Raw genomic sequence first — 26,409 nt, forward strand, 5'->3', positions numbered from 1 at the left:
AGTCCGGCCCAGCTGCCGGCCATGGCCGACGCGATCCGGAAGCTGAAGTCCGAGGCGGACTATGCGGCCTTCTCCGAACGCTTCGCGGTGCGCCGCACCGACCCCGGCTTCTGGGCCGTGAGCGATGCGCTGGTCGAGCGCTATCGCCGTGACCAGCCGATCCAAGCCGGCATCCTGGACCTCAACCGCTTCGAAAACCGGTGACCGCGCCAGGGCCGGCGCAGCCAGGCTCGTTGGTGAAACACCGCGGAACCGGCTTTGCCGGGCCGCTGGTGTTGCCCCCGGCAGGGGGTGGGAGGGCTACACGCAGTGAGCCCGACCTGGGGGCGAGCCCAGTTCTTCGAGAATGGGGCAATCCGGCCGGTGGTCGCCGTGGCAGCAGTCGGCCAGCCGCTCCAGCGTCCGCTTCATCGCGCTCATCTCCTCGATGCGGCGGTGCAGGTCGGCCGCGTGCGTGAGCGCGATGCGCTTGACGTCCGCGCTGGCGCGGCCCTTGTTCTGCCACAGCTTCAGCAGTTCGGCGATCTCGGCCATGCTGAAGCCCAGGTCGCGCGCGCGCCGGATGAAGCGCAGCGTGTGGACGTTGCTCTCGGTGTATTGCCGGTAGCCCGCGTCGGTGCGCGCGACTTCTGGCAGCAGGCCCAGCGATTCGTAGTGCCGCACCATCTTGGCCGAGACGCCCGAGAGGGCCGCGGCCTGGCCGATGTTGAAGGGTTCCGTGTTCATCGATCCATCTCCGTGCCATGGGCTGCGTTCATCGTGCCTGTCCCTTCCAGCGCCGCAGCAGCAGCGCATTGCTCACCACGCTCACGCTGCTGAAGGCCATCGCGGCGCCGGCGATCACCGGGCTCAGCAGCCCGAAGGCCGCCAGCGGAATCCCGACCACGTTGTACGCGAAGGCCCAGAACAGGTTCTGGCGGATCTTGGCGTAGGTGCGGCGCGAGATGTCGATCGCGTCGCTGACCAGGGCCGGGTCGCCGCGCATCAGCGTGATGCCGGCCGCGTGCATCGCGACGTCGGTGCCGGTGGACATCGCGATGCCGACGTCGGCCGCGGCCAGCGCCGGCGCATCGTTGATGCCGTCGCCCACCATCGCGACGCGAACGCCGTCCGCCTTCAGTTGCCCGATGATCACCGCCTTGTCCTCGGGCAGCACTTCGGCCCGGACCGTGTCGATCTTCAGCAGGCGGGCCACCGCCTCGGCGGCGCCGCGGTTGTCGCCCGAGACCAGGGCGGTGCGGATGCCCTGCGCGTGCAGCCGCTCGATGGCCGCCGCGGCGCTGGGCTTGGGCTGGTCGCCGAACGCGAGCAGGCCGACCAGGGTGGGGCTGGCGCTCAGGTCGGCGAGCCACGAGACCGTGCGCCCTTCGGACGCCAGTTGCAGGGCGCGCTCGCCGAGCCGCCCCAGCGGCACCGAAAGCTCACCCATGAAGCGGGTGCTGCCCAGGCGCAGCGCGCGGCCGTCGACGATCGCCGCCACGCCGCGTCCCGCCACCGCCCGCACCTCGCTGGCCTGGCCGATCGCGACGCCGGCCTGGCGCGCGGCGTCCAGCACCGCGCGGGCGAGTGGATGCTCGCTGCCCGCCTGGAGGGTGGCACTGGCGCAAAGCAGGGCCTGTGCATCGCCGTCGACCGCCTCGCAGGCCACCAGCTCGGGGCGGCCCTCGGTCAGCGTGCCGGTCTTGTCGAAGGCGACGATCCCGACGCCGTGCGCCACCTCGAGCGCCTCGGCGTCCTTGATCAGCACCCCATGCCGGGCGGCGACGCCGGTGCCGGCCATGATCGCGGTCGGCGTCGCCAGCCCGAGCGCGCAGGGGCAGGCGATCACGAGCACCGCGACCGCGTTGAGGATCGCGGTTTCCCATTGGCCGGTGCCGAGGCCCCAGCCCAGGAAGGTCAGCAGCGCGATGCCGATCACCACCGGCACGAACACGCTGCTCACGCGGTCGACCAGGCGCTGGATCGGCGCCTTCTTCGCCTGCGCCGATTCCACCAGCCGCACGATGCGCGCGAGCGTGGATTCGGCGCCGACCGCGGTGGTGCGGACCACCAGCAGGCCTGCGCCGTTGACCGAGCCGCCGGTCACGGTGTCGGCCGCCTGTTTGGCGACCGGCAGGCTTTCGCCGGTGATGAGCGATTCGTCGACTTCGCTCGTGCCCTCGATCACCAGGGCGTCGACGGGCACACGCTCGCCCGGCCGGATCACGACCAGGTCATCGACCCGGACCTGCCCCAGCGGCAGGTCCCGGTCGACGCCGTCGCGGCGCACGCGGGCCCGGTCGGGGCGCAGCGCATGGAGCGCGCGGATCGCCTCGGTGGTCTGGTGTTTGGCCCGCGTTTCGAGCCACTTGCCCAGCAGCACCAGCGTGATCACCACGGCCGAGGCTTCGAAGTAGAGGTGGGGCATGCCGTGGTCCGCGTGCGCGAGCAGCAGGTACACGCTGAGTCCGTAGGCGGCCGTCGTCCCGAGCGCCACGAGCAGGTCCATGTTGCCGGCGCGGGCCTTCAGGGCCTTCCATCCCGAACGGTAGAAGCGCGCGCCCAGCCAGAACTGCACCGGCGTGGCCAGCGCGAACTGCACCCAGCCGTCGAGCATCCACTCCTTGCCGAACATCAGTCCGAACATCGGCAGCACCAGGGGCGTGGAGAGCAGCGCAGCCGCGATCACGGGCCAGGCATCGCTGCGGCGGTCGGGCCTGGCCGCCGTCGCGTCGGAAACGGCGGAGCCTTCGGCCGATGGCGCTTCCTCGCCGACGCTGTAGCCCGCCTTCTCGATGGCGGTACGCAGGGCGCCGAGCGCGACCGAGCCGTCGGCGCGCACGTTGGCTGCTTCGGTGGCGAGGTTGACGCTGGCTTCCGTCACGCCGGGGACGGCTGTCAGGGAGCGCTCGACGCGGGCCACGCAGGACGCGCAGGTCATTCCTTCGATCGGCAGCGAAAACTCCTGGAAGCCGGCTGCGCCAGGCGGTAGCGCCAGGCTGTTGTTCATTGATTGCTCCTGTCTTTCGAACCTCGATGAGCGAGGAATGAAGGGAGTATCAACCTTCCCATCATGGGAGGGTCAAGCCGTTTCGCGCACCTTCCGTTCGCACTACGCCGATTGAAAGTTAGTATTTTTTTGTTACGTCGCTTATGCTGCAACGCCTAAGGAGATGCCATGGGCGCGAGCGAGATCGAACCGATGATGTCCACGACCACCGACTGCCGCATATGGGTGGACGACCCCGCCGGCTTCACGACCCGCAAGGTGGGGAGGTTCCACCACAACTACCACCAGCATCCGCTGTTCCAGCTGCCCGAACTCGAGGCGCTGGCGAAGGAGTTGATGCCCCTGAAGCAGTGCCGCTTCGTCAAGCAGGGCGTGACGCAGGCCTCTGCCTTCGCGCACGCCAGCGAGCACCCCGACGGGCGCGGCATCGAGGACGTCTTCAGGCGGATCGAGGAGCCGGGTTCGTGGATCGCGCTCTACGATGTCGAAGTCGTTCCGCGCTACCAGGCCCTGCTCGACGGCATCCTGGACCACATGCGCGAGACGGTCGAGCGCGAGCAGCCGGGCATCTTCCTGGTGACCGGCTTCATCTTCATTTCCGCTCCGCCGTCGGTGACGCCGTTCCACATCGACCGCGAGAACAACTTCTGGCTGCAGTTGCGCGGACGCAAGGTCATGAATGTCTGGGAAGCGACCGACCGGGTCGTGGTGCCCGCGCCCGCGGTGGAGGAATTCATCGTCAGGGGTTCGCTGCGGAACGTCCGGCTCCAGGAAGAGTTCAAGGCGCGCAGCCACGAGTTCGACACTCAGGCGGGCGACGGGATCTATTTCCCGAGCACCTCGCCCCACATGACGCGCTCGGATCCCGACTGGACCAAGCCGGGCAACGGCGTCGCCATCTCGATCGGTGTGACCTTCTACACCTCGGTCACGCGCGAGGCGGCGCGCGTGCACCAGCTCAACCGGGTGTTGCGCAAGTGCGGGCTGTCGCCGGTCTATCCGGGCGAGTCCGCCGTTTCGGATGCGATCAAGGCGCCGATCGGCAAGGTGATCGGCGCGGGGCTGTCGTCCCTGTCCCGGATCGCGGCGCCGATCGGTCGCATGCGCCGCTTCGCGAATCCGCCTCCCGGCTCGTTCTGAAGGAGCCGGGTCACCGGCGCATCATGTCGCGCGCCGAGAGCGCCGGCGCGTCGTTGCCCCAGGAGGCGCGTACGAAGGTCAGCACGGCCGCGACGTCGCTGTCGTCGAGCACCTGGTTGAAAGGCGGCATGCCGTAGGGGCGCGGATTGCCGCCGGTGGCGGGCAGGAAGCCGCCGTGGCGCACGATCTGGATCAGGTTGGCCGTGGAATCCATCAGCACGGACCGGTTGCCGGCCAGCGCGGGATAGGCACCCTGGGCGCCCTGGCCGACGTCGCCGTGGCAGTAGGCGCAACGCTGGTCGTAGATCTTCGCGCCGCGTTCCATCACGCGGGCGTCGCGGCGTGCCGGTGCCGAGGCCGGTGCTGCCGGCGGCGGGTCCGCCTGCGGCAGCGCCTTCAGGTACAGGGCCATGGCGTGCAGGTCGGCCTCGTCCAGGTACTGGGTGCTGCGGAACACCACGTCGGCCATCGGGCCCATGACCGAGCCGCGCGGCGACTTGCCGGTTTGCAGCAGTGCCACGATGTCGTGCGGGTTCCAGTCGGCGACGCCGGCTTCCCGCCGCGAGGTCAGCGAAGGCGCATACCAGTTCTCGACCGGGATCAGGCCGCCCGACAGCCCGAGCTTCTCTTCGGTGGCGCCGAGCACGTTGCGCGTGCCGTGGCAGGCGATGCAGTGGCCGAGGCCCTCGACCAGGTAGGCGCCGCGGTTCCATTCGGCCGGCTTGGCCGGATCGGGGACGAAGGTGTCCGGCGTGAACGACAGCGCGCGCCAGACCGCCAGCGCGGCCTGCGTGTCATAGGGGAAGCGCAGCTTGTGCGCGAGGTTGGGTGCCGGCGCCGGCGGAATGCTCTGCAGGTAGGCGAAGATCGCGTCCGAATCCTCGCGCGTCACGCGCGTGAAGCTCGGGTACGGGAAAGCCGGATAGAGCAGCCGCCCGTCCTTCGAGCGGCCGTTGTGCATGGCGCGCCAGAAATGCGCCGGGCTCCAGCTGCCGATGCCGGCCTTCGGATCCGGCGTGAGATTGCTCGAGAACACGGTGCCGAAGGGCGTCTCGATGCCGACGCCGCCCGCGTAGGCGGCGCCGCCGCGCGTCGTATGGCAGCCGGCGCAGTTGCCCGCCAGCGCCAGGTAGCGGCCGCGCTCGATCTGCGCCGCGGTCGGGGTGACGGACGTTGCCGCGACGTCGGGCAGCGTGTCCTCGCCGCGCAGGTTCAGCGCCACGATGGCCACGGTGGCCAGCAGCACGAGGATGGCCAGGGAGGCCAGAAAATAGAAGAAGCGTCGCATGGCGGATCAGCGGTTCATTGCGCTGCAAGGCGTGGGCAGCGGGCCGGGCAGCGCGGCCAGCGGGCGGGTGTCCGCGGGTACGGGCTGCAGCGCCAGCCAGCTGGTCACGGCGTTGATGTCGGCGGTGGTGAGCTTCTTGCCCACCTCGGCCATGCAGTCGGGGGCCCGCGCATGGCGATCGTCGGTGAGCCAGGCGCCGAGCTGGGAGGACAGATAGAGGCGCGGCAGGCCGACCAGCCCCGGAATGCCCGGCTGCACGCCCGTGAGTGCCTGGCCATGGCATTGGGCGCAGGCCGGGATGCCGCGCGCCGCATCGCCCTGGAACACCAGCGCGCGGCCGCGCGCCAGCATCTCGGGCGAGGCATCGGTGGTGGTGCGCACCGGCGGATACGGCAGCTCGAGGCCGGCGAAATAGGCCGCCAGTTCGCGCAGGTAGGCGTCCGACAGGTGCTGCACCATGTGCGTCATGTCCGAGTTGAAGCGGCGACCGTCCCGGAAACTCTGCAACTGGTTGAACAGGTAGCCCTCGGGCTTGCCGGACAGGCGGGGGAAGTAGCCGCCGTCGACGCTGGCGCCCTCGCGCCCGTGGCAGGCGATGCAGGCGGCGGCGCGCTGCTCGATGGTGTCGGGGACCTGCATCGGCGCCGGGGCGGCCGGTACAGCCAGGCTCCAGGCGGCGAGCAGCAGGGTCTGCAGGAGGCGGAGAGGTTTCATGCGTGACGATATTTTTTTAACCATCGACTGTCGGCGATCGGTGATGAAAAGAACAGGCGCAGTGTGACGCGAATCGATCGGATCAGTTGCGCGGCGACCGGCTAAAGTCGCCTCATGAAGTCCCGATTCCTCCAGATGCCCGGCTGGCTGCGGCTGCTGTTCGGCGCCGCCGTCGGCCTGGGCGTCGGCCTTGGGCTCGGGCTGCTGCCCGGGGCGCCCGACGGCGTGACGCGCGGACTGCTGGGCTGGTGCAGCGGGGCGGCCGTGTACCTGCTGCCCGCGTGGTGGCTGGCCGAGACCTGCAACCCCGAGCGTACCCGTTCGCGCGCCCAGTCCCAGGACCAGCCGAATGCGCTGATCCTGGCCATCATGGTGAGCGTCATCGGCGTCAGCATGGTGGTGATCGCGATGCTGCTGCAGAGGGTGCCGCAGCTGTGCGGCGCGCAGCGCATCGGCCACGTCGCGCTCGGCCTCGCGGCGCTCACGGGCTCGTGGCTGATGATCCACACGATCTACGCATTTCACTACGCGCACCGCTACTACCAGGCCGAAATCGAACCGAAGCCGCAGGGACCGGGGCTCAAGTTCCCGGGCAAGCTGGAGCCGGACTACTTCGACTTCCTCTATCACTCCTTCGTGGTCGGCATGACCTCGCAGGTGTCCGACGTGCAGGTCACCTCGCACGAGATGCGGCGCATCACGCTGGTGCACGGCGTGCTGTCCTTCGCCTTCAACATGCTGGTGCTCGCGCTGTCCATCAATGTGGTGGCGTCCTCGATGCAGGGCAGCCCGGGTGGCGATTCAGCCGGCGGCGGTGCTGCGGCGGCCCAGCTTGACCAGTCCTGTCGATAGCGCGACGCCGCAGACGATCACCAGCGCGCAGATCAGCATCCACTGCGTGATCCGCTCGCCCAGGAACACCGCGCCGTAGAACAGCGCGAACACCGGCACCAGGAAGGTCACGGTGAGCGCACGCGCCGGTCCGGCCCGCTCGATCAGCCGGAAGAACAGGATGTAGGCCAGGCCGGTGCAGGCGGTGCCCACCGCCACCAGCGCCAGCCAGGCCTTCAGGCTGGGCATCTGGGCGGGCCACAGCCAGACGGCGGGCAGCGCCAGCGCCAGCGTGGCGCCGATCTGGCTGCCGGTCGCGGTCGCCATCACCGGCACGCCGGCCAGGTGCTTGCGGGTCAGATTGGCCGCGAAGGCGTAGCAGACGCAGGCCGCCAGGCAGGCCCCGATGGCCCAGAGCGCGGCGCTCTCGTCCGCGCCCGAATGGAAGCCGGCGCTGCGCCCGGCCAGCATCGCCACGCCGGCGAAGCCGATCACCAGCCCGAGGATGCGCGAGCGGTCGGGTCGGTCCTTGAACCAGGCCCAGGCGACCAGGGCGCCGAACATCGGCACCGTGGCGTTGAGGACCGCCGCGAGGCCGCTGTTGAGGGTCAGCAGGGCGAAGGAGAAGAAGGCGAAGGGCAGGCCGGAGTTCAGGATGCCGATGCCGAGCGCGGGCTTCCAGTGCTGCCTGAACGCGGACCACTGGCCGCGCAGGAACAGCAGCGGCAGCAGGAACAGCATCGCGATCGCGACCCGCACCGCGGCGGTCGGGAGGGCGCCGAACTCGGCCGCGCCGATGCGCATGAACAGGAACGAGGAGCCCCACAGCGCGCCGAGCAGCACCAGGTCGAACAGCCAGGCCCGGCTGGCGGAAGGGGAAACCGGGGCCTTCGTGGATCGCTCGGGTGGGGCTGCGCTGCACTCGCCTTCGCTCACAGCGCGCCTTCCAGTTCCAGCAGCGCCGACTTGCGGTCGAGCCCGCCGGCATAGCCGGTCAGGGAACCGTCGGCGCCGAGCACGCGGTGGCAGGGCACGATCACGCTGATCGGGTTGCGCCCGACCGCCGCGCCCACCGCGCGCACCGCGGCCGGATTGCCGACGCCGGCGCTCAAGGCGCCATAGCTGGTGGTCTGGCCGGCCGGGATGGCGAGCAGCGCCTGCCACACCGACTGCTGGAACGCGGTGCCGTGGGACAGGTCCAGCGGCAGGTCGAAGTGCTCGCGCCGGCCGGCGAAGTAGTCGCCCAGCTGCGCTGCAGCTTCGCGCAGCACCGGGTGCGCATCGTCGGTCTGCCAGCCGCTCGTGTCGGGCCCGTGGCGCTGGCGGTCGAACCAGGCGCCGGCCAGTCCCTGGCCGGTGGCGGCCAGCGTGATGCCGCCGAGCGGACTGTCGATGTGGGTGCTGTAGATGGTCGCAGTCTTGAATTTCATGGTATTCAGGCGATGGCGCCGGTGCAGGGTCGGGAGTCGGCGGTCGCATCGACCGCCGGGGAGGGGGCGGGACGCTGCCAGGCGCGCAGCACGGCATAGCCGCGCCAGGGCCGCCAGGCCAGCGAGGCTTCGGCCGCGGCGCGCGCCGAACCGACGCCGAGCGCCTTCTGCAGCGCCACGTCGCCGGCCGGGAAGGCATCGGGCCAGCGCAGCGCGCGCATCGCGATGTACTGCGCGGTCCAGTCGCCGATGCCGGGCAGCGCCTGCAGCGCCGCGAGGGTGGCGGGGACGTCGGCGCCGGCGTGCAGCGCGAGCCGGCCTTCGAGCACTTCGTGCGCCACGGCCAGCAGCGCGGCCTGCCGCTGGCGCACGATGCCGAGCCCGCCCAGCGCATCGCCGCTGGCACCGGCGATGGCCGCGGGCGTCGGGAACAGGCGGTCCAGGCCGTCGATCGGCGTCGCGATCGGCTCGCCGAAGGCCTCGACCAGCCGCGAGCCCAGCGTGCGCGCCGCCGCCACCGTGATCTGCTGGCCCAGCACGGCGCGCACCGCAAGCTCGAAACCGTCGACCGTGCCCGGCACGCGCAGCCCGTCGCCGTCGGGAAAGCTGGCATGCAGCGCGCTGTTGATCGCCATCGGCTCGGCGTCCAGGTCCAGCATCGCGCGCACGCGGCTGATCACGGTCGGCAGCACCGCGGCGAGCGAATCGCCCACGCGCAGCAGGAGCTGCTCGCGCCCGGGGTCGAAGCGCAGCTGCAGCCAGCCCGCGAGGCTGCGGCCGCCCTGCGTCACGCGCAGCGTGCGCGCGAGCTGCGGCTTGCCGCCGTGGTCGGTCGACAGCTCGACGCCGCGCAGCGCCCGGCGAGCGAAGAAACCCAGCATCGCCTCGCTGTCGTAGGGCGGACGAAAACCCAGCCGCACGTCGACCGATTCGCCCTCGCGGCCGCCGCTGGTGGCGCCGGCGCGGCGCAGGGCGCTCGGATTCAGCCCGTAGTGCGTGACGAATGCGGCATTGAAGCGGCGCACGCTGGCGAAGCCGCTGGCCAACGCGACCTGCGTCATCGGCAGGTGGGTGTCGGCAATCAGTTGCTTGGCGGCCAGCAGGCGGCGGGTCTGCAGGTACTGCAGCGGCGAGACGCCGAACTGGCTTTCGAAGATGCGGCGCAGGTGGCGGTCGCTGACGCCGAGCCGCTCGGCGATGCGGGCCGCGCCGGGCCCGTCGTCGCTCCAGGCATCGGGCTCGTCGATCAGGCGCGCGGCCTGCAGCGCCAGGATGCGCGAGGCATCCTCGGTCGACCAGCTCGCGGCCCGCGGCGCTAGCTCGGGCCGGCAGCGCAGGCAGGGCCTGAAGCCGGCGGCCTCGGCCTGCGCCGCGTGGCGGAAGAAGCAGCAGTTCTCGCGCCGCGGCAGCTTGACGCGGCAGACCGGCCGGCAATAGACGCCGGTGGAGGTCACGCCGGTGAAGAAGGAGCCGTCGAAGCGTGCGTCGTGGGCCTTCATGGCCAGGTAGCAGGCATCGCTTTCGAGTCCGGCGGTGGAGGCGGGGGCGGCTGGCATGCAACGATGATACGGCCGCGCTTGTGCAAGAGTAGCCATTTTCGGACATCTGGCTCCCTGGGCCCATGCCTACAATGTTCTACGTTTTTGGAACTTTCAGGGGATAGCTTTCATGCAGCTCAGCGCATCGATCTTCAAGGCCTACGACATTCGCGGCGTGGTGCCCGCCACGCTCGACGCGGAAGTCGCCGAAGCGCTCGGCAGGGCCTTCGGCAGCGCCGCGCGCGCGGCCGGCGAGAAGGCGGTGGCCGTGGGCCGCGACGGCCGGCTGTCGGGGCCGGCACTGGTCGAGGCGCTGATCGAGGGCCTGGTCGCCACCGGCATCGAGGTCATCGACGTCGGCGCGGTCACCACGCCGATGCTCTACTTCGCGGCGCACACCCTGTGCASCAGCGGCATCCAGGTCACCGGCAGCCACAACCCGAAGGACTACAACGGCTTCAAGATGGTGCTGGCCGGCCGCGCGATCTACGGCGACGAGATCCAGCGCCTGCGCCAGGTCATGGAAGCCGGCAGCGCGAAGCTCGCGCCCGGCGGCAGCGTGCGCAAGGTCGACGTGACCGAGGCCTACACGCAACGCATCGTCGGCGACATCAAGCTCGCGCGGCCGCTGAAGATCGTGGTCGATTCGGGCAACGGCATCGCCGGCGCCTCGGCTCCCTCCATCCTGCGCGCCATCGGCTGCGAGGTGACCGAACTGTTCAGCGAGGTCGACGGCGATTTCCCCAACCACCATCCCGATCCGAGCAAGCCCGAGAACCTGAAGGACCTGATCGCCGCGCTGCAGTCGGGCGACGCCGAGCTGGGCCTGGCCTTCGACGGCGACGGCGACCGCCTGGGCATCGTCACCAAGGACGGCAGCAACATCTATCCCGACCGCCAGATGATGCTGTTCGCGCAGGACGTGCTGTCGCGCGTGCCGGGCGGCACCATCGTCTACGACGTCAAGTGCTCGCAGCGCCTGGGCCCGGCGATCGAGGCCGCGGGCGGCAAGCCGATGATCTACAAGACCGGCCATTCGCTGATCAAGGCCAAGATGAAGGAGATCGACTCGCCGCTGGGCGGCGAAATGAGCGGCCACATCTTCTTCAAGGAGCGCTGGTTCGGCTTCGACGACGGCACCTATGCCGGCTGCCGCCTGCTCGAGATCCTGAGCAAGAGCCCGAATGCGAGCGATGTGCTCAACGCCTTGCCGACCAGCTTCTCGACACCCGAACTCAATGTGGCATGCGCCGAGGGCGAGCCCCACGCGGTGGTCGCCCAGCTGGTCGAGAGCGCGAAGTTCGCGCCGCCGGCCCAGGTGTCGACCATCGACGGCGTGCGGGTCGACTGGCCCGACGGCTTCGGCCTGATCCGCGCCTCGAACACCACGCCGGTGCTGGTGCTGCGTTTCGAAGGCCAGACCGAAGCCGCGCTGCACCGCATCGAGGGCGAGATGCTGGCGCTGCTGCGCAGCGCCAAGCCCGACGCGAAGCTCGCCGCGGCCGCGCACTGAGGCCACAACGAGCGTGCGTTCGCTGCTGCTGCGCCTCTACGGCGCCTTTACCACCCTGGCCCAGCCGCTGGTCCGGCGCAAGCTGCGTCGCCGCGCCGTGGCCGAGCCCGGCTATGCCCACGCGGTCGAGGAGCGCTTCGGCCACTACGACGCGGCGGCGGTCGGCACCGGCTGGTGCTGGATCCATGCGGTCTCGCTCGGCGAGGCGCGCGCCGCCGGCATCCTGATCGGCGAGTTGCGCCGGCAATACCCGGGCATCCCGATCCTGCTCACCAACGGCACGGCGACCGGCCGCGAAGAGGGCGCCAAGCTGCTGGAGCCCGGCGACCTGCAGGTCTGGCAGCCCTGGGACTCACCGGGCGCCGTGGCCCGCTTTCTCGATCGCTTCCGTCCGCGCATCGGCGTGCTGATGGAAACCGAGGTCTGGCCCGAGATGACCGCCGCCTGCACCGAGCGCGGCATTCCGCTGGTGCTGGCCAACGCGCGACTGAACGAGAAGTCGCTGGCCGGGGCCGAGCGGCTCGCCTGGCTGGCGCGGCCCGCCTACTCGGCGCTGGCCGCGGTATGGGCCCAGACCGAAGCCGATTCGCACCGGCTGGTGTCGCTGGGCGCCAAGGTCGCGGGCGTGTTCGGCAACCTCAAGTTCGATGCCACGCCGGACCTGCGGCAGCTCAACGCAGCGACCAAGCTGCGCACGCAGCTGCCGCGGCCGATCGTGGTCTTCGCGAGCTCGCGCGACGGCGAGGAGCGGCAACTGCTCGAGGTGCTCAAGCGCTTCGGCGCCCTGGCGCCGGTGCCGCCCGAACAGGAGGCGGTCCAGTCGATCGCGCGGCGCGTGCACGATGTGCAGTGGATGATCGTGCCGCGGCATCCGCAGCGCTTCGACGAGGTCGCGGCGCTGGTCGAATCGCACGGCTTCGCGGTCGCGCGCCGCAGTGCCGCGGGTGCGCCGACCGAAGCCGAGATCTGGCTCGGCGATTCGCTGGGCGAGATGGCGCTCTACTACGGCCTGGCCGATGTCGCGTTGCTGGGCGGCAGCTTCGAGCCGCTGGGCGGGCAGAACCTGATCGAGGCCGCCGCCTGCGGCTGTCCGGTGATCATGGGACCGTCCACCTTCAATTTCGCCGAAGCCGCCGAACTCTCGCTCGCGGCCGGCGCCTCGCTGCGCGTTGCGGACATGGAACACGCGGTGACGGCGGCGCTCAAGCTGACCGAGAACCCCGAGCGGCGCGAGGCGATGGCACAGGCCGCGCTGGCCTTCGCCAACGCGAACCGCGGCGCAGCCGAGCGCACCGCGAGCGCGCTGCTGGCGATCGCGGAGGCGGCCTCGCCGGTCGGCGAGGAGCGGGCGGAGCCGCGGCTGGAGTAGGGGGACGACGCCGGACCGGGGCTGCTCACGTCGGGCCGGAGCAGGGGGGCGGGCTCACGCCGACGGCGTACTCTGCTCCGCTCATGTCCCCCGGCCTTCGGCCTCCTCCTTGACTTCGCTGCGCAGAGCAAACCATCGACGTGAGCCATCACGGCGGTCTCCCTGTCCGGCTGACACGAAGCACCGTGCTCGCGGAATCGAGGGCGGCAGCCCGAACGGGTTGACGTGCTGACCCGCGTGCCGACGCTGTCCAATAGCCGCATCCGGGAATGGCTGCCGCATCACTGGATATCGGCCGCCTATCTTTGCCATCATGGGAAGGTCAAGTCCAAACCGAGCATCCTGCCAAGGCCGAGGGTCAGGAGCGAGAGGCCCAGAAGCGATAGCACGAAGACTGCGGCCACCTTGCCGCCCGCGCGTAGCACCGCGCTCTGCTTCTCCTTGCCCTTCTTCCCTCGCTCATAGTGCCACTTGATGGCGAAGAACATGCCCGTGCCGAACACGAGAGCCTTGAACGTAACGAAGACTATAGGGACCCAATCCATCATTTCGAGTATTTCCAGGCTATTGCTTGACACTATCTATCGTGAGGAGCACTGGTCTGCAACCAGTCTCAAGCGGACAGTCGACGCGGAACTGTGTATGTTCGCTCCTTGCCGACTCCGGTAGTCCAGCATTTTGCAGGCAGGTCAGCTTTCGCCTGCATAGCCTGCAATCCGGCATCGCGGAATCGCGATACGGAGCCGAAGTTGTCGATGCGCGTGCGCCCCGACGGGGCTTCCTGCGCAATCGGCCGGCACGCGCCCCGAACCCCGAACGCCCGTTTCGGGTTTCGCGTCGCAGAAGGCGCATGTCGCCATGGACCCCTGGGCTCCGATGCAAAATGCCGTCGACCTCAAGCGGAGCGACCCATGCACATCGAACACATCGCCCTCTGGACTCGCGACCTCGAACGCTGCAAGCGCTTCTACGTCGACTACTTCGGCGCCGTGGCCGGCAGCGGCTACGTCAACCCTGCCAAGGGCTTCGAGTCCTGCTTCCTGAGCTTGGGGAAGGGCGCGCGGATCGAGGCGATGACGACGTCGACCTTGAATCCCGTCGTCATCGAGCCGGGCGCCCAGCGCATGGGCCTGACGCACTTCGCGGTGTCGCTCGGGTCCGAGCAACAGGTCGACGACCTCACGCAGCGGCTGAAGGCCGATGGCCATCCGGTCCTCGACGGTCCCCGGCGGACCGGCGACGGCTACTACGAGAGCGTGGTGCTCGACCCGGACGGCAACCGTGTGGAAATCACCGCCTGAGCGATTCCGGCCGATGCGCCGGCGGCAGCAGGTAGCCGTCGCGGTAGATGCCCTGGACCAGTCCGCTGACGCGGTCGTTGGAGCGAGCCGTGACGAATTCCCGCTCGGAGGTCTGGTAGACCACGATGGTGCAGGGGATGCGCTTGCTCAGCGTGCGGGCGACGCCGGTCGCCTGGCTGGAGGTCGGGTAGGTGTTCATGAGAACCTTATCGGCATCCCGCCCGAATGCTGAAGGGCGCGTCAGGCCCTGCGCTTCAAGGCTGCCGGCCCGCGCTCCTGAAGAACGCGTTGAGTTCGTTCCCGGGTGCGGCGTCGGCGAAGCCGTCGAAGCGCCCCTGTTCGGCGATGCCGCGCGCGGCCCGAATGAACCCGCCCCAGGCCGAGCGCGCCATGGCGCCGCCAACGCTGACCCTGCGCACGCCGAGCGCCTCGATGTCCTGCAGCGTGAGTTCGCTGGCCGATCCGACCAGCAGGTTGACCGGCTTCGGTGCGACCGCGGCCACCACGGCGGCGATCTGCTCGCGCGTGCGAATGCCCGGCGCGTAGAGGCAATCGGCGCCGGCCTCCGAATAGGCCTTCAGGCGGGCGATGGCATCGTCGAGATCGGGGCGTCCGGCGAAGAAGTTCTCCGCCCGCCCCACCAGCAGGACATCGCCGCCGGCCTCGTCGATGGCCGCGCGCGCGGCGCGCATTCGCGCGACCGCGACATCGATGCCGTGCAGCGGATGGGCGGGGTCGCCGGTCGAATCCTCGATCGAGAGGGCCGCCACGCCGGTCGCCACTGCCATCCGGACGCTCTCCGCCACGCCTTGCGCATCGGCGCCGAAGCCGCTCTCGAAGTCGGCGTTCACGGGCAGGTCGGTCGCCGCCACGAGGTCCCGCAGATGGGCCAGCACCGTGTCGCGCGAGAGGGCGCCGTCGGGCCGGCCCAGCGACCAGGCATAGCCGGAGCTGGTGGTCGCCAGCGCCTTGAATCCCAGGCCCTCGAGATAGCGGGCGCTGCCCACGTCCCAGGGATTGGGCAGCACGAAGCAGCCCTTGGCGTGGAGAGCGCAAAAGTCGGCGCGTTTTTCGGCAACGGTGCGTGTCATGGAAGCCTCCTGGCGCAGCATTCTGCGCCCTACCGTCGGGTAGGAGCGCGAGTCTCCAAGGCGACGCTGCCTCCGGAGAAACCTTAGTCGGCGTCCTCGCACTCCCTTCCACAATGGCCCGGCGCGTTCGATGCCGCCGCGGCTGCATTGCCTGGGTCACACCGAGGAATCATGTGGAAATGTTCTTTCAGCAACTCCTGAACGGCCTCACCGTCGGGGGCGTCTACAGCCTGGTGGCGCTGGGCCTGACACTGGTCTACGGCATCCTTCACGTACCGAACTTCGCCCACGGCGCGTTCTACATGGCGGGCGCCTTCGCGGGCTACTACCTGATGGCCAAGCTGGGCCTCAACTACTGGCTGGCGATGGCCGGCGCGGCGGCCATCGTGGCGGCGATCTCGATGCTGACGCAGCGGCTGGTGTTCCACCCGCTGCGCAACGCGCCCGAGCTGCACGACATGATCGCGGCCATCGGCGTGCTGCTGTTTCTCGAGGCTGGTGCGCAGGCCCTGTTCGGCGCCGACTTCCACCGCATGCCCACGCCCTACGGGCAGGTGGTCGAGGTCTTCGGGCTCACCGCGCCCCTGCAGCGGCTGCTGATCATCGCCGGCGCCTTCGGTCTCATGGTGCTGCTGCACCTGTTCCTGAACCACACGGTGGTCGGCTCGACCATCATCGCGATGGCGCAGAACCGCGACGGCGCCGCCCTCGTCGGCATCGACGCCACGCGCGTGACGCTGCTGGTGTTCGCGATCTCGGGGGCGCTGGCCGCGGTCGCGGCGGTGCTCTACGCGCCGATCAACCTGGTGTACCCGGCGATGGGCAACCTGGTGATCACCAAGGCCTTCGTGATCATCATCCTCGGCGGCATGGGCAGCTTTCCGGGGGCCATCGTCGGCGGGCTGATCATCGGCATGGCCGAGAGCTTCGGCGGCTTCTACTTCTCGACCGACTACAAGGACATCATCGCCTTCGTGCTGCTGGTGGTGATCCTGTCGTTCCGCCCGCAGGGCCTGTTCACCGCGAAAGGGGCGCGCTGATGAACTGGCTCCAGGGAAAGACCGGCTGGGCGCTGCTGGCGGCTGCGGCGCTCGCGTTCCCGCTGTTCGCGCAGAACAACTACCTGATCTCGGTGGCGACGCAGGCCTTCATCATGGCCATCGCCGCGCTCGGGCTGAACCTCATCACCGGCTACACCGGGCAGTTCAACCTGGCGCATGGCGCCTTCATGGCGGTCGGCGCCTACACGGTGGGCATCCTGACGGTCGACCACCAGGTGCCGTTCTGGATCGCCTTCATGGCGGCCGGCCTGGTGACCGCCGTGCTGGGCTTCTTCATCGGCCTGCTGTCGCTGCGGCTCAAGGGCCACTACTTCTCGATCTTCACGCTGTGCGTGAGCTACATCATGTTTCTGCTGATCGAGAAGTGGGAAAGCCTGACCCACGGGCCGGTCGGCATCATGGGCATCCCGGCGCCGACCGGCATCGGGCCGCTGCAGTTCGGCACGCCGCTGTCGCAGTACTACCTGGTGCTGGCCTTCCTGGTCCTGGGGCTCTGGATCATGGCGCGCATCGTGCGCTCGCTGCTGGGCCGCAGCTTCATGGCGGTGCGCAACAGCGACGACCTGGCCGAGGCGCTGGGCATCGATCTGATGCGCACCAAGACGCTGTCCTTCGTGCTGTCGGTGGTCTATGCGGGCTTCGCCGGCGCGCTGTATGCGGGCCAGGTGCGCTTCCTCGGCCCCGACCTGGCGAGCGAGGCCGTGACCTTCGACCTCGTCATGTTCGTGCTGGTCGGCGGCATCGGCACGCTGCTCGGGCCGCTGCTCGGCACCTTCCTGGTCACCTGGCTGACGCAGAGCCTTCAGTTCCTGCAGGACTACCGCATGGTGGTGTTCGGGCCGGTGCTGATCGCGCTGATCATCTTCCTGCCGGACGGCATCGTCGGCACCTGGCTCAAGCGCCGGGCCCAGCGCGCGGATGCGGCGAAGGCTGCCCAGGCGGCACGCACGGGCGCGGCCGCCCAGGAGGCTCAGACCCATGCTTGAAATCGAATCGCTGACCAAGCTGTTCTTCGGGCTCACCGCGGTCGACAACGTGTCGACCCGCTTCGAACGCGGCCAGGTGAGCGCCATCATCGGACCCAACGGCGCCGGCAAGACCACCTTCTTCAACCTGGTCGCGGGCACGCACAAGCCGAGCTCGGGGCGCATCCGCTTCAACGGCCAGGACGTGACCGGCATGCGGCCCGACCACGTGGCGCGGCTGGGCATCGCGCGCACCTTCCAGACCACCCACCTGTTCGACAACGCCACCGTGCTCGACAACCTGATCGTCGGCCACCGCCTGCGCACGAAGTCGGGCCTGTGGGACGTGCTCGCCAACACGCGCCGGCTGCAGGAAGAAGAGCGCCTGTGCCGCGACAAGGCGCAGGAGGCGCTCGACTTCGTCGGCCTGTCGCATGTCGCCCACCGCATCGCGGCAGACATCACGCAGGAGGAGCGCAAGCGCGTCGCCTTCGCGCTGGCGCTGGCCACCGACCCGGAACTGCTGCTGCTCGACGAGCCGGCCGGCGGCGTGAACCCCGAGGAGACCGTGGGCCTCGCGGCCCTGATCCGCAAGCTGGTGGACCACGGCAAGACGGTCTGCCTGATCGAGCACAAGATGGACATGATCATGCGACTGGCCGACAAGATCGTCGTGCTCAACAACGGCGCCAAGATCGCCGAGGGCACGCCGGAGCAGATCCGGCGCGACCCGCAGGTGATCGAGGCCTACCTGGGAGCCGACCATGTTGCGGTTTGAAAGTGTCGACCTGCACTACGGCAGCTTCCGCGCGCTGTCCGGCGTCACGCTGCACGCGGCACCGGGTGAACTGGTCGTGCTGCTGGGGGCCAACGGCGCCGGCAAGACCTCCATCTTCATGGCCGCGAGCGGCATCCACAAGCCGAGCGCCGGCAGCATCCGCTTCGGCGAGCGCGAGCTGGTCGGCCAGCGGCCGGCGCAGATCGTCGCCTCGGGGCTGGTGCATTGCCCCGAAGGCCGCAAGCTGTTCCCGTTGATGTCGGTGAAGAAGAACCTCACGCTCGGCGCCTACGTGCACCGGCGCGACACGGCCGGCATCCAGCGCTCGCTCGACGAGGTGTTCGAGCTGTTCCCGATCCTCGCGCAGAAGCAGGACCATCCGGCCGGCTCGCTCTCGGGCGGCCAGCAGCAGATGGTGGCGATCGGCCGCGCCTTGCTCGGCCGGCCGAAGCTGCTGCTGCTCGACGAGCCCTCGCTGGGCCTCGCGCCGCTGATCGTCAAGCAGGTGTTCGAGGTCATCCAGCGCATCAACCGGGCCGGCACCACGGTGCTGCTGGCCGAGCAGAACGCGTACTCGGCGCTGGCCATCGCGCACCGCGCCTACGTGATCGAGCGCGGCCGCATCGCGCTCGAAGGCGACCGCGATTCGCTGCTGCACAACGAGGCGGTGCGTGCCGCGTACATAGGTGCCTGAGACCTCATCCCTTCACTGCTTCGTTCAACCACCTGGAGACATCCGTATGAAAAGAACTGCCTTGCCCCTCGTCGCCGCGCTCGCGGCTGCCTTCGGCGCCGGCGCCGCGTTCGCGCAGGAAACCGTCAAGATCGGCTTCACCGGCCCGCTGAGCGGCGGCGCCGCGCTGTACGGCAAGAACGTGGTCAACGGCATGGAGATGGCCATCAAGGAGATCAACGCCGCGGGCCTCGAGGTCGCGGGCAAGAAGGTCAAGCTCGAGCTGGTGGCGCTGGACGACAAGTACGCGCCGGCCGAGGCCGCGATCAACGCTCGCCGCCTGGTGCAGCAGTACCAGAGCCCGGCGGTGTTCGTGCCGCACTCGGGCGGCATCTACGCGATGCAGGCCTTCAACGAGCAGGAGAAGTTCATCGTGATGGCGTACTCGAGCACGCCGAAGATCACCGAGACCGGCAACAAGCTCACGATCCGCATCCCGCCGACCTTCAACTCCTACATCGAGCCCTTCACGAGCTACGAGATGAAGAAGTTCGGCAAGAAGGTCGGCATGCTGCCGGGTGACCACGAGTACGCCAAGAACTGGACCCAGCTCTTCGGCCCCGCCTGGGAGAAGGCCGGCGGCACCATCGCCTCGAACAATCCGATGTCCTACAACCGCTCGGCCGACTTCTACAGCGGCGTGAGCCGCGTGCTGGCCGAGAAGCCCGATGTGCTGTTCGTCGGCGGTCCGTCCGAGCCGACCGCGCTGGTGGTCAAGCAGGCGCGCGAACTGGGCTTCAAGGGCGGCTTCCTGATCATGGACCAGGCCAAGCTGGACGAGATGGCGAAGGTCACCGGCGGCCTGGCGCCGCTCGAGGGCTCGATCGGCGTGCTGCCGGTGTCGTATGACGAACGGGTCGGTCCCAAGACCTTCGCCGCGGCCTACCGCAAGGCCTATGGCGCCGACAAGGACCCGACCACCGAGTCTTCCTACAACTACACGCTGACGCACGCGCTGGCCAGTGCCATGAAGCTGGCCGGCACCACCACCGATGCGGCCGCGATCCGCGCCAGGATCGGCGAGGCGCTCACCAAGATGCCGAAGGAAACCAACGCCGGCGAGTTCAAGGGCGTCGACGCCGTCGGCGGCACCATCGTCGACCCGCTGGTCGCCACCGTCGAGGGCGGCAAGATCAAGCCGGTGAACCTGAGCGAGCTGGCGAAGTAGCGGCCCGCGGCCCGCTGCCTCAGGGCTCGACGACGTTGAACATCGGCTCGAACTCGTCGAGCATGCCGAGCAGCGCGTAGATCCGCGCCGCCTCGCCCTCCACCGCGATCTGGCCGGCCTCGATGCCGCTCGCGATCGCGGCCGCGATGCCGGACTCATGCGCGAGCAGGCTGGCGAGCCGGTCGCGGCTCACCGCGATGGAGGCGTCGGCGGCGGCGCCGGGCTCGCAGCGGCGGTAGGTCAGGGCGGCGTTGGCCAGCGTCAGCGTCCAGGACTCGCCGGCGTCGACGATGTGCCAGGCGAGGCTGAAGCCGTGGCCGCTCGCGCGTTCGGCCACCAGCCGGATCGCCAGGCAGTCGAGGAACATCTCCATCGGCACCGCCTTCAGCAGGTCGTAGCTCAGGCTGCGGCGCCTGGCCGCCGGCACGCCCAGGCGCAACTCGCGCGCGGCCAGCAGGTAGGCGTTGCGCCAGGTCGCCGATTCGCTGGCGAAGCCCAGCGCCTCGAGCGACGCCGCACACAGCGCGCGCGCGGCCTGGTGGCCGGGCTCGGCGAACACCAGATGGCTCGTGACCTCGGCCACCCAGCGGTGCTCGCCGCGCTGGAAGTCGGCCTGCGCGCGTTCGAGCAGCGCAGCAGCGCCACCCATGTAGGCCACGTAGCGCGTGCCGGCGTCGACCGGCGGCAGCGCGTGCAGCCGCGACGGGTTGCCGTCGTACCAGCCCAGGTAGTGCTGCACCACGGCCTTGACGTTGTGCACCAGCGTTCCATAGTAGCCCTGTGCATGCTCGACGTCGACCAGCTCGGGCGGCAGCCGCAGTTCCTCGGCGATCTCGACGGCGGTCTGGCCCTTGTTCATGAGGCGCACGGTCTGGTCGTGCACGTACTTGTAGAGGTCGCGCTGCTGGGCGATGAAGCGCGTCAGCGTCTCGCAGCCCCAGGTGGGCCAGTTGTGCTGCGCGAAGACCACGTCCGAATGCGGCGCGAACTCGTGCAGCGCCTCGTCGAGGTAGCGCGACCACAGCCGCGCGTCGCGCACCTGGGCGCCGCGCAGCGGACACAGGTTGTGCATCGTGTGCTGGCCCAGTTCCGCGAGGTTCAGCGCCCGCAACTGCGGAAAGAAGAAGAACATCTCCGACGGCGCCTCGCTCTCGGGCGCCAGCGCGAAGACGATCTCGACGCCGTCGATCACGTGGCGCTCGCGTTCCTTCTCGATCGTGCGGGTCGGCGGGATCAGGGTCACGGTGCCGTGCGGCAGGCTCTTGCCGAGACCGCAGTCGACCTGGCCGCAGACGCCGCGCTGCAGCGTGTGGCCGAACTGGAACTGCGAGCGCCGCGACATCGCGTTGCCGGCGATCATGTTCTCGGCCACGGTGTGCCAGAGGAAGCCGGCCGGCGCGATGATCGGCACGCCTTGGCGGATCGCCTCCTGCTCGTCGATCACGCCGCGCACGCCGCCGAAATGGTCGACGTGGCTGTGGCTGTAGATCACGGCCGTGACCGGCCGCGCGCCGCGTTGCTCGCGGTACAGCTTCAGCGCTGCCGCCGCGGTCTCGGCGCAGGTCAGCGGGTCGATGACGATGACGCCGCGCTCGCCCTCGACGATCGTCATGTTGGCGAGGTCGAAGCCGCGCACCTGGTAGATGCGCTCGCACACCTCGAACAGGCCGTGCGTCATGTTGCGGCGGGCCTGCTGCCAGAGACCCGGGTGCACCGTCGGCGCCGGCTCTTGCGCTTCGAGGAACTCGTAGCCGGCCAGGGTCCAGACGACGCGGCCGGTGGCGTCGCGGATCTCGGCGTTCGGCCATGTCGCGACAAAGCCGCGGGTGGTGGGGTCGAGGTTCTGCATCGTCATGTCAGTCCAGCTTGGCGCCCGAAACCTTGACGAGTCGTTCCCAGACCGGCCAGGCGGCTTCATAGCTCTGGTGGAACTGCTCGGGCGTGCTGCCCATCGGCACCATGCCCAGCATCTCGAAGCGCTTGACCAGCTCGGGCGAGGCCAGCGCCTGCTGTGCCACCTGTTGCAGCCGCGCGACCACCGGCTTCGGCGTGCCGTGCGGCACCGCCAGCGCGAGCCAGCCGGAAATGCGGTATTCGGGATCGGCGAAGCCCGCCTCGGCGAAGGTCGGCAGGTTCGGCAACTGGGCCATGCGCTGGTCGCCGGTGATCGCGATCGCGCGCAGCTTGCCGCCATCGAGGTAGGGCTTGGCCGAGACGATGCTCGCGAGAGTGAAGCTGAGCTGGCCGCCGACCAGGTCCTGCAGCATCGGTGCCTCGCCCTTGTAGGCGACGTGCGTGATGCCGGTTTTCCAGGACTGCGCCATGTGCGCGCAGGCCAGGTGCGGGTACGAGCCCGCGCCCCACGAGCCGCAGTTGCCGCCGGCGGCCGAGCCGCGCATCTCGCGCTGCAGGTCGGCGACGTTCTGGATCCGCGACGCCGCCGGCACCAGGAGCATCAGCGGCGCAGTGGCGATCTGCGTCACCAGGGTCAGCTCCTTGCGCGGGTCGTAGGGCAGCTTCTCGTAGAGGAACTGGTTGGTCAGAAGGGACTGCGTGAGCCCGACCAGCACCGTGTAGCCGTCCGGCGCTGCCTTCGCCACCGCCGTGGTGCCGAGGATGCCGCCGGCACCGGGCTTGTTGTCGATGATCACCGGCTGGCCCAGCTGCCGCGACATCTGCTCGGCCAGCGAGCGCGCGACCACGTCCGTGCCGCCGCCGGCCGCGTAAGGCACGACCATCGTCACGACCTTGCGTGGATAGTCCGGCGCCTGGGCCTGGGCCTGGGCCGGTGCCTGCCAGCCGAGCGCGGCCAGCAGGAGGCCGGCCAGCTGCCGCTTGAATGCCGTCGTCATCGCGTCTCCTTGGTTGCTTGAATGCCGCCCATTCTGGGCAATGGAAAATCTAATATCCAATGCAAAATAGGTCTTTGAATTTGTACTGGAGTGCAAAATGCAGCTGCGCCAGCTTCAGCACCTGATCGCGCTCGCCGAGCAGGGCAGCTTCGGCCGCGCCGCCGAGGCGGTGCATCTGTCGCAGCCGGCGCTGTCGCGCAGCATCGAGAAGCTCGAGGAAGACCTGCAGGCGCGGCTGGTCGACCGTGCCTACGGCCAGGTTCGCTTCACGGCCGCGGGCGAGCTGGTGCTGGCACGCGCCGCGGAGCTGATGGCCGATGCCGAGCAGGTGCGGCGCGACGTGCTGCTGCTGCAGGGCCTGTCGACCGGCAGCCTGCAGGTCGGGCTCGGCCCCTTCGCCGCCGGCATGCTGGGCCGGCCGGCCCTGTCGCTGATGACGCAGCGCTATCCGCAGCTCGCGGTGCGCATCGAGGTGGCCGATCCCAATTCATTGTGCGATCGGCTGCACCGGCGCCAGCTCGACCTGTTCGTCGCCGACACGCGCGACCTGAAGAAGCAGCCCGGGCTGCAGATGAAGCGGCTGCCCAACGTGTCGGTGTCCTTCTTCGTGCGGCCGGAGCACCCGCTGCTGGCGCTGGGCGAGGTGACGCTCGACCAGGCGATGGACTACCCGGTGGCCAGTCCCAACCTGCCGCTGGGCGTGAACGCGCATTTCGACAAGCAGGTCAAGCGCAGCGATCGGCCGGTGTTCAACATCGTCTGCGACGACCTGGGGACGCTCAGGCATCTGGCGCTGACCGCCAGCGCGGTGATTCTCGCGCCCGACACGGCCGGCCTCAACCACGGCACCGAATCCCTGCTGCGGCTGCCGATCAAGCGGCTGACCCGCATGCAGACGCACTACAGCATCGTGATGCTCGCCAACCGCACGCTGTCGCCGGCGGCCCTGGCCTTCACCGGCCTGGTCCACGACATGATGGACCCGGCCAGCGCGCCCGTGGCTAGCGTTGAGGAGGAAGGACGATCTCGGGCGGCGGGGGCGGCACCGGCATCGTCGGCGGCTGGGGATTGAACGGCGGCGTGATCACGGGCGGAATCACGGGGATGCGCGACGGCGCCGGCGTGGGCAGCGAGGAGGGCGGCACCGGCACCGGGCTCTGCGTGGCGGCCGAGGGCTGGGTCGGCGAGGCCTCGCTCTGGACGCTGGCGCGGCCGCCGATCGCGAGCGTGTCGTTGATCGCCTGCAGGTCGTCGGCGCTCAGCGTGCCGTTGGCCTGGCGCAGCTTGAGGTTGCCCACCAGCACGTTGTAGCGCGCCACCGCGAGATCGCGCTTGGTCTGGAACAGCTGGGCCTGGGAGTTGAGCACGTCGATGTTGATGCGCACGCCCACCTGGTAGCCCAGCCGGTTGGCGTCGAGCGCGCTCTGGCTCGAAGCCTCCGCGGCTTCCAGCGCCTTCACCTGGCCGGCCCCCGAGATCAGGCCCAGGTAGGCCGAGCGCGTGGCCTGCGAGACGCTGCGGCGCGTCGACTCCAGCGTCTGGCGCGAGTTCTCTTCGAGGGCCAGCGTTTCCTTGACGCGGTTCTCGGTCGCGAAGCCCGCGAACAGCGGCATGTTGAACACCACCGCGATGCTCGCGGCGTTCACGCGCACCTTGCCGGTGGTCGTGCTGGTGGTGCTGCCGTTCGGGTTGTTCGTGACGTTGTAGCCCAGTTGCGCATCGAGCGTGGGCTTGTGGCCGGCCTGGGCCTTCTCGACCTCGAGCTTCGCCACTTCGAGGCCCAGGCGGGCCTGGTCGATGGCCGGATGCGTGTCCTCGGCCTGGGCGACCCAGGCATTGATGTCGGCCGGCAGCACCGTCGGCAGCGCCACCGGCGCGGCCAGCGGGATCGGCTGGGTGCCGGGGCGCCCGACCAGCTGGTCGAGCACGATCTTCTTGACCTGCAGGTCGTTCTCGGCCGCGATCTCCTGGGCCAGGACCAGGTCGTAGCGGGCCTGGGCTTCGCGCGTGTCGGTGATGGTCGAGGTGCCGACCTCGAAGTTGCGCTTGGCCGAGGCGAGCTGCTCGGCGACGCCGATCTTCTGCGCCCGCACCAGCGCCAAGCTGTCCTGGCTCGAGAGGACGTCGAAATAGGCCTGGCTCACCCGCACCACCAGATCCTGCTCGGCGATCTTGAGGACGTCCTCGGCGATCGTGACCTGGCGCTTGCTCTGTTCGTAGGCGGCCCAGTTGGCGGGCCGGTAGAGCGGCTGCGTGGCGTTGATGCCGGCGGCCTGCGTCGGGATGCCGCGGTTGAGAGAGGCGTTGTCGGTCGAGAGTTCCTGATGGGTGGCCGTGGCGTTGCCCGACAGCCCCACCGCCGGCAGGATGCCCGCCTTGGCCTGCGCGGCCCGGGCCAGGTTGGCGTCGTACTGTGCCCGCGCACCCTGGTAGGTGGCGTCATAGCCGCGTGCCGCGTCGTAGAGTTCGATCAGGCTCTGGCCATGGGCCGGCAGCGCGAAAGCCGTCGCGAACACGGTCGCGAGCGCTGCCGAAAGAGGAAGAGGCCTGGGCACGGGCATGAAGCGTCCTTGGGATTCAGAAATCTCGGTGATTCGGAGACCGGGGGGTCAATAGCGCGGAACGGTCGGATCGTGCTGCGCCGACCAGGCATCGATGCCGCCGGCGATGTTCGCCACCTCGTCGAAACCGTTCTGTGCCAGGAAGGCGGCCACGCGCTGGCTGCGCGCGCCGTGGTGGCACAGGCAGGCGATGCGCTGGCCCGGGTCGAGTTCGCTGGCACGCGCCGGGATCTCGTTCATCGGGATCGTCGCCAGCGTGAAGCCCTGGGGCACCACGCTCGCTGTCTTGAGCTCCCAGGGCTCGCGCACGTCGAGCAGCACCGGCATCGCGTTCGGGTTCCTGGCGAACCAGTCGGCAAGCTCGGCCGGGCGGATTTGATCGATCATGAAAGGCAGGGGTTCAGAAGTTGAAGCGCGAGGGCGCCGGGAAGTTCAACAGGCGCGGCGCCACCGTGTCCCACGGCTGAAGCACGTCCCACTTGCCTTCGCTGGTGCGGGTCACGAAATGGGCGCGCATCATCGGTTCGTCGCCGACCACGGCCGCCAGCCGGCCGCCCATGTTCAGCGAGCCCAGCAGGCCTTGCGGAATGCGGGCGACCGAGCCGCTCAGCACGATGACGTCGAAGGTCGGGCCGCTCGGCAGCGGCGTGGCGCCGTCGGCGTGGCGCACCTCGACGTTCGTCACGCCGTTGCGGCGCAGGTTGCTGGCGGCGAGCGCGGCCAGGCCGGGATCGATCTCCAGCGTCAGCACCTGGGCCGCGCGGTGGGCCAGCAGGGCGGCCATGAATCCGGAGCCGGTGCCGATCTCGAGCACGGTTTCGTGCTTCTGGATGTGCAGGTCCTGCAGCATGCGCGCCTCGACCTTGGGCGAGAGCATGCACTGGCCGGGTTCCCTGGCCGTGCTTGCGCCTTCGAGCGGGATCTCCATGTCGAAGAAGGCCAGGGCGCGATGCGCTTCGGGCACGTAGTCCTCGCGCCGGATCCGGGCCAGCAGGTCGAGGATGTCGAGATCGAGCACGTCCCAGGGGCGGATCTGCTGCTCGATCATGTTGAAGCGCAGGCGCTCCAGCGTCGGGGTGGGGTTCAT

General features: G+C 69.5%; 27 protein-coding genes. 12 read left to right on the forward strand and 15 right to left on the reverse strand.

Annotated features, from left to right (window positions below; translation table 11 throughout):
• Window positions 1–204: fatty acid cis/trans isomerase (locus AB4Z46_RS17665; RefSeq protein WP_442284821.1), on the forward strand; the 204-nt coding region annotated here is incomplete at its 5' end.
• A gap of 96 nt (window positions 205–300) precedes the next feature.
• On the opposite strand, the gene cueR is transcribed toward AB4Z46_RS17665, so the two are convergent.
• Window positions 301–726, reverse strand: a complete 426-nt coding sequence (gene cueR, locus AB4Z46_RS17670) for a Cu(I)-responsive transcriptional regulator (RefSeq protein ID WP_442284822.1) — start codon at window positions 724–726, stop codon at window positions 301–303.
• Between the two features lie 28 nt (window positions 727–754).
• Window positions 755–2,989 (reverse strand): heavy metal translocating P-type ATPase, encoded by a 2,235-nt coding sequence (locus AB4Z46_RS17675; protein ID WP_442284823.1) that lies wholly within the window; start codon window positions 2,987–2,989, stop codon window positions 755–757.
• Between the two features lie 168 nt (window positions 2,990–3,157).
• Here AB4Z46_RS17675 and AB4Z46_RS17680 point away from each other — a divergent pair, with 168 nt between their 5' ends.
• Window positions 3,158–4,129: a JmjC domain-containing protein gene (locus tag AB4Z46_RS17680; protein WP_442284824.1), complete on the forward strand. Its 972-nt coding sequence runs from the start codon at window positions 3,158–3,160 to the stop codon at window positions 4,127–4,129.
• 10 nt (window positions 4,130–4,139) lie between these two features.
• On the opposite strand, the gene AB4Z46_RS17685 is transcribed toward AB4Z46_RS17680, so the two are convergent.
• Both AB4Z46_RS17685 and AB4Z46_RS17690 read right to left on the reverse strand, forming a co-directional pair.
• Entirely contained in the window at window positions 4,140–5,417 is a 1,278-nt protein-coding gene (locus tag AB4Z46_RS17685) for a c-type cytochrome (protein ID WP_442284825.1), read from the reverse strand.
• 6 nt (window positions 5,418–5,423) lie between these two features.
• Window positions 5,424–6,131 (reverse strand): c-type cytochrome, encoded by a 708-nt coding sequence (locus AB4Z46_RS17690; protein WP_442284826.1) that lies wholly within the window; start codon window positions 6,129–6,131, stop codon window positions 5,424–5,426.
• 114 nt (window positions 6,132–6,245) lie between these two features.
• On the opposite strand from AB4Z46_RS17690, the gene AB4Z46_RS17695 reads away from it, so the two are divergent.
• Window positions 6,246–6,983 (forward strand): DUF1345 domain-containing protein, encoded by a 738-nt coding sequence (locus AB4Z46_RS17695; RefSeq protein ID WP_442284827.1) that lies wholly within the window; start codon window positions 6,246–6,248, stop codon window positions 6,981–6,983.
• Here the strand turns inward: AB4Z46_RS17695 and AB4Z46_RS17700 are convergent.
• The 3 genes from AB4Z46_RS17700 to AB4Z46_RS17710 are packed head-to-tail and all read right to left on the reverse strand — an operon-like array spanning window position 6,933 to window position 9,948.
• A complete protein-coding gene (locus AB4Z46_RS17700; RefSeq protein WP_442284828.1) occupies window positions 6,933–7,898 on the reverse strand; it encodes a DMT family transporter in 966 nt (321 codons plus the stop codon). The genes AB4Z46_RS17695 and AB4Z46_RS17700 overlap by 51 nt on opposite strands.
• Entirely contained in the window at window positions 7,895–8,392 is a 498-nt protein-coding gene (locus AB4Z46_RS17705) for a methylated-DNA--[protein]-cysteine S-methyltransferase (protein WP_442284829.1), read from the reverse strand. The genes AB4Z46_RS17700 and AB4Z46_RS17705 overlap by 4 nt, the downstream gene beginning before the upstream one ends.
• Before the next feature lie 5 nt (window positions 8,393–8,397).
• Window positions 8,398–9,948 (reverse strand): DNA-3-methyladenine glycosylase 2 family protein, encoded by a 1,551-nt coding sequence (locus AB4Z46_RS17710; protein ID WP_442284830.1) that lies wholly within the window; start codon window positions 9,946–9,948, stop codon window positions 8,398–8,400.
• A 112-nt stretch (window positions 9,949–10,060) separates the two neighbouring features.
• Between AB4Z46_RS17710 and AB4Z46_RS17715 the strand changes: the two genes are divergently transcribed.
• Window positions 10,061–11,443, forward strand: coding sequence for a phosphomannomutase/phosphoglucomutase (locus AB4Z46_RS17715; protein ID WP_442284831.1), 1,383 nt, complete (start codon window positions 10,061–10,063; stop codon window positions 11,441–11,443).
• Window positions 11,444–11,456: 13 nt separating this feature from the next.
• On the forward strand, window positions 11,457–12,812 hold the full coding sequence (locus AB4Z46_RS17720; RefSeq protein WP_442284832.1) for a 3-deoxy-D-manno-octulosonic acid transferase: 1,356 nt from the start codon (window positions 11,457–11,459) through the stop codon (window positions 12,810–12,812).
• A gap of 311 nt (window positions 12,813–13,123) precedes the next feature.
• Here AB4Z46_RS17720 and AB4Z46_RS17725 read toward each other — a convergent pair whose 3' ends face one another.
• A complete protein-coding gene (locus tag AB4Z46_RS17725; RefSeq protein ID WP_442284833.1) occupies window positions 13,124–13,360 on the reverse strand; it encodes a hypothetical protein in 237 nt (78 codons plus the stop codon).
• A gap of 363 nt (window positions 13,361–13,723) precedes the next feature.
• Here AB4Z46_RS17725 and AB4Z46_RS17730 point away from each other — a divergent pair, with 363 nt between their 5' ends.
• Window positions 13,724–14,113 (forward strand): VOC family protein, encoded by a 390-nt coding sequence (locus AB4Z46_RS17730; RefSeq protein ID WP_442284834.1) that lies wholly within the window; start codon window positions 13,724–13,726, stop codon window positions 14,111–14,113.
• Here AB4Z46_RS17730 and AB4Z46_RS17735 read toward each other — a convergent pair.
• Both AB4Z46_RS17735 and AB4Z46_RS17740 read right to left on the reverse strand, forming a co-directional pair.
• On the reverse strand, window positions 14,103–14,312 hold the full coding sequence (locus AB4Z46_RS17735) for a hypothetical protein (protein WP_442284835.1): 210 nt from the start codon (window positions 14,310–14,312) through the stop codon (window positions 14,103–14,105). The two genes, AB4Z46_RS17730 and AB4Z46_RS17735, sit on opposite strands and share 11 nt — an antisense overlap.
• Window positions 14,313–14,367: 55 nt before the next feature.
• Window positions 14,368–15,204 (reverse strand): isocitrate lyase/PEP mutase family protein, encoded by an 837-nt coding sequence (locus AB4Z46_RS17740; protein WP_442284836.1) that lies wholly within the window; start codon window positions 15,202–15,204, stop codon window positions 14,368–14,370.
• Window positions 15,205–15,377: 173 nt separating this feature from the next.
• On the opposite strand from AB4Z46_RS17740, the gene AB4Z46_RS17745 reads away from it, so the two are divergent.
• Genes AB4Z46_RS17745 through AB4Z46_RS17765 form a run of 5 tightly spaced genes read left to right on the forward strand, consistent with a single transcriptional unit; the run spans window position 15,378 to window position 19,909 of the window.
• Window positions 15,378–16,244, forward strand: coding sequence for a branched-chain amino acid ABC transporter permease (locus AB4Z46_RS17745; protein WP_442284837.1), 867 nt, complete (start codon window positions 15,378–15,380; stop codon window positions 16,242–16,244).
• Complete coding sequence (locus AB4Z46_RS17750; RefSeq protein WP_442284838.1) at window positions 16,244–17,251, forward strand: branched-chain amino acid ABC transporter permease; 1,008 nt, start codon at window positions 16,244–16,246, stop codon at window positions 17,249–17,251. The genes AB4Z46_RS17745 and AB4Z46_RS17750 overlap by 1 nt, the downstream gene beginning before the upstream one ends.
• A complete protein-coding gene (locus AB4Z46_RS17755) occupies window positions 17,244–18,008 on the forward strand; it encodes an ABC transporter ATP-binding protein (protein ID WP_442284839.1) in 765 nt (254 codons plus the stop codon). Before AB4Z46_RS17750 ends, AB4Z46_RS17755 begins: the two co-directional genes overlap by 8 nt.
• A complete protein-coding gene (locus AB4Z46_RS17760; protein WP_442284840.1) occupies window positions 17,995–18,702 on the forward strand; it encodes an ABC transporter ATP-binding protein in 708 nt (235 codons plus the stop codon). Before AB4Z46_RS17755 ends, AB4Z46_RS17760 begins: the two co-directional genes overlap by 14 nt.
• A gap of 46 nt (window positions 18,703–18,748) precedes the next feature.
• Window positions 18,749–19,909, forward strand: coding sequence for an ABC transporter substrate-binding protein (locus AB4Z46_RS17765; protein WP_442284841.1), 1,161 nt, complete (start codon window positions 18,749–18,751; stop codon window positions 19,907–19,909).
• A gap of 19 nt (window positions 19,910–19,928) precedes the next feature.
• On the opposite strand, the gene AB4Z46_RS17770 is transcribed toward AB4Z46_RS17765, so the two are convergent.
• Both AB4Z46_RS17770 and AB4Z46_RS17775 read right to left on the reverse strand, forming a co-directional pair.
• Window positions 19,929–21,764 (reverse strand): alkyl/aryl-sulfatase, encoded by a 1,836-nt coding sequence (locus AB4Z46_RS17770; protein ID WP_442284842.1) that lies wholly within the window; start codon window positions 21,762–21,764, stop codon window positions 19,929–19,931.
• Window position 21,765: 1 nt separating this feature from the next.
• Entirely contained in the window at window positions 21,766–22,761 is a 996-nt protein-coding gene (locus AB4Z46_RS17775; protein WP_442284843.1) for a Bug family tripartite tricarboxylate transporter substrate binding protein, read from the reverse strand.
• Between the two features lie 97 nt (window positions 22,762–22,858).
• Here AB4Z46_RS17775 and AB4Z46_RS17780 point away from each other — a divergent pair, with 97 nt between their 5' ends.
• Window positions 22,859–23,833, forward strand: coding sequence for a LysR family transcriptional regulator (locus AB4Z46_RS17780; RefSeq protein ID WP_442284844.1), 975 nt, complete (start codon window positions 22,859–22,861; stop codon window positions 23,831–23,833).
• Here AB4Z46_RS17780 and AB4Z46_RS17785 read toward each other — a convergent pair.
• From AB4Z46_RS17785 to AB4Z46_RS17795, 3 genes are read right to left on the reverse strand one after another with little or no spacing between them, the layout of a single operon-like run.
• A complete protein-coding gene (locus AB4Z46_RS17785) occupies window positions 23,763–25,322 on the reverse strand; it encodes a TolC family outer membrane protein (protein ID WP_442284845.1) in 1,560 nt (519 codons plus the stop codon). The two genes, AB4Z46_RS17780 and AB4Z46_RS17785, sit on opposite strands and share 71 nt — an antisense overlap.
• Before the next feature lie 48 nt (window positions 25,323–25,370).
• Window positions 25,371–25,709 (reverse strand): rhodanese-like domain-containing protein, encoded by a 339-nt coding sequence (locus AB4Z46_RS17790; protein WP_442284846.1) that lies wholly within the window; start codon window positions 25,707–25,709, stop codon window positions 25,371–25,373.
• A gap of 13 nt (window positions 25,710–25,722) precedes the next feature.
• Entirely contained in the window at window positions 25,723–26,409 is a 687-nt protein-coding gene (locus AB4Z46_RS17795; RefSeq protein WP_442284847.1) for a protein-L-isoaspartate O-methyltransferase family protein, read from the reverse strand.

The organism is Variovorax sp. M-6 (assembly GCF_052114385.1).
In the GTDB taxonomy this organism is placed as follows: domain Bacteria; phylum Pseudomonadota; class Gammaproteobacteria; order Burkholderiales; family Burkholderiaceae_C; genus Variovorax.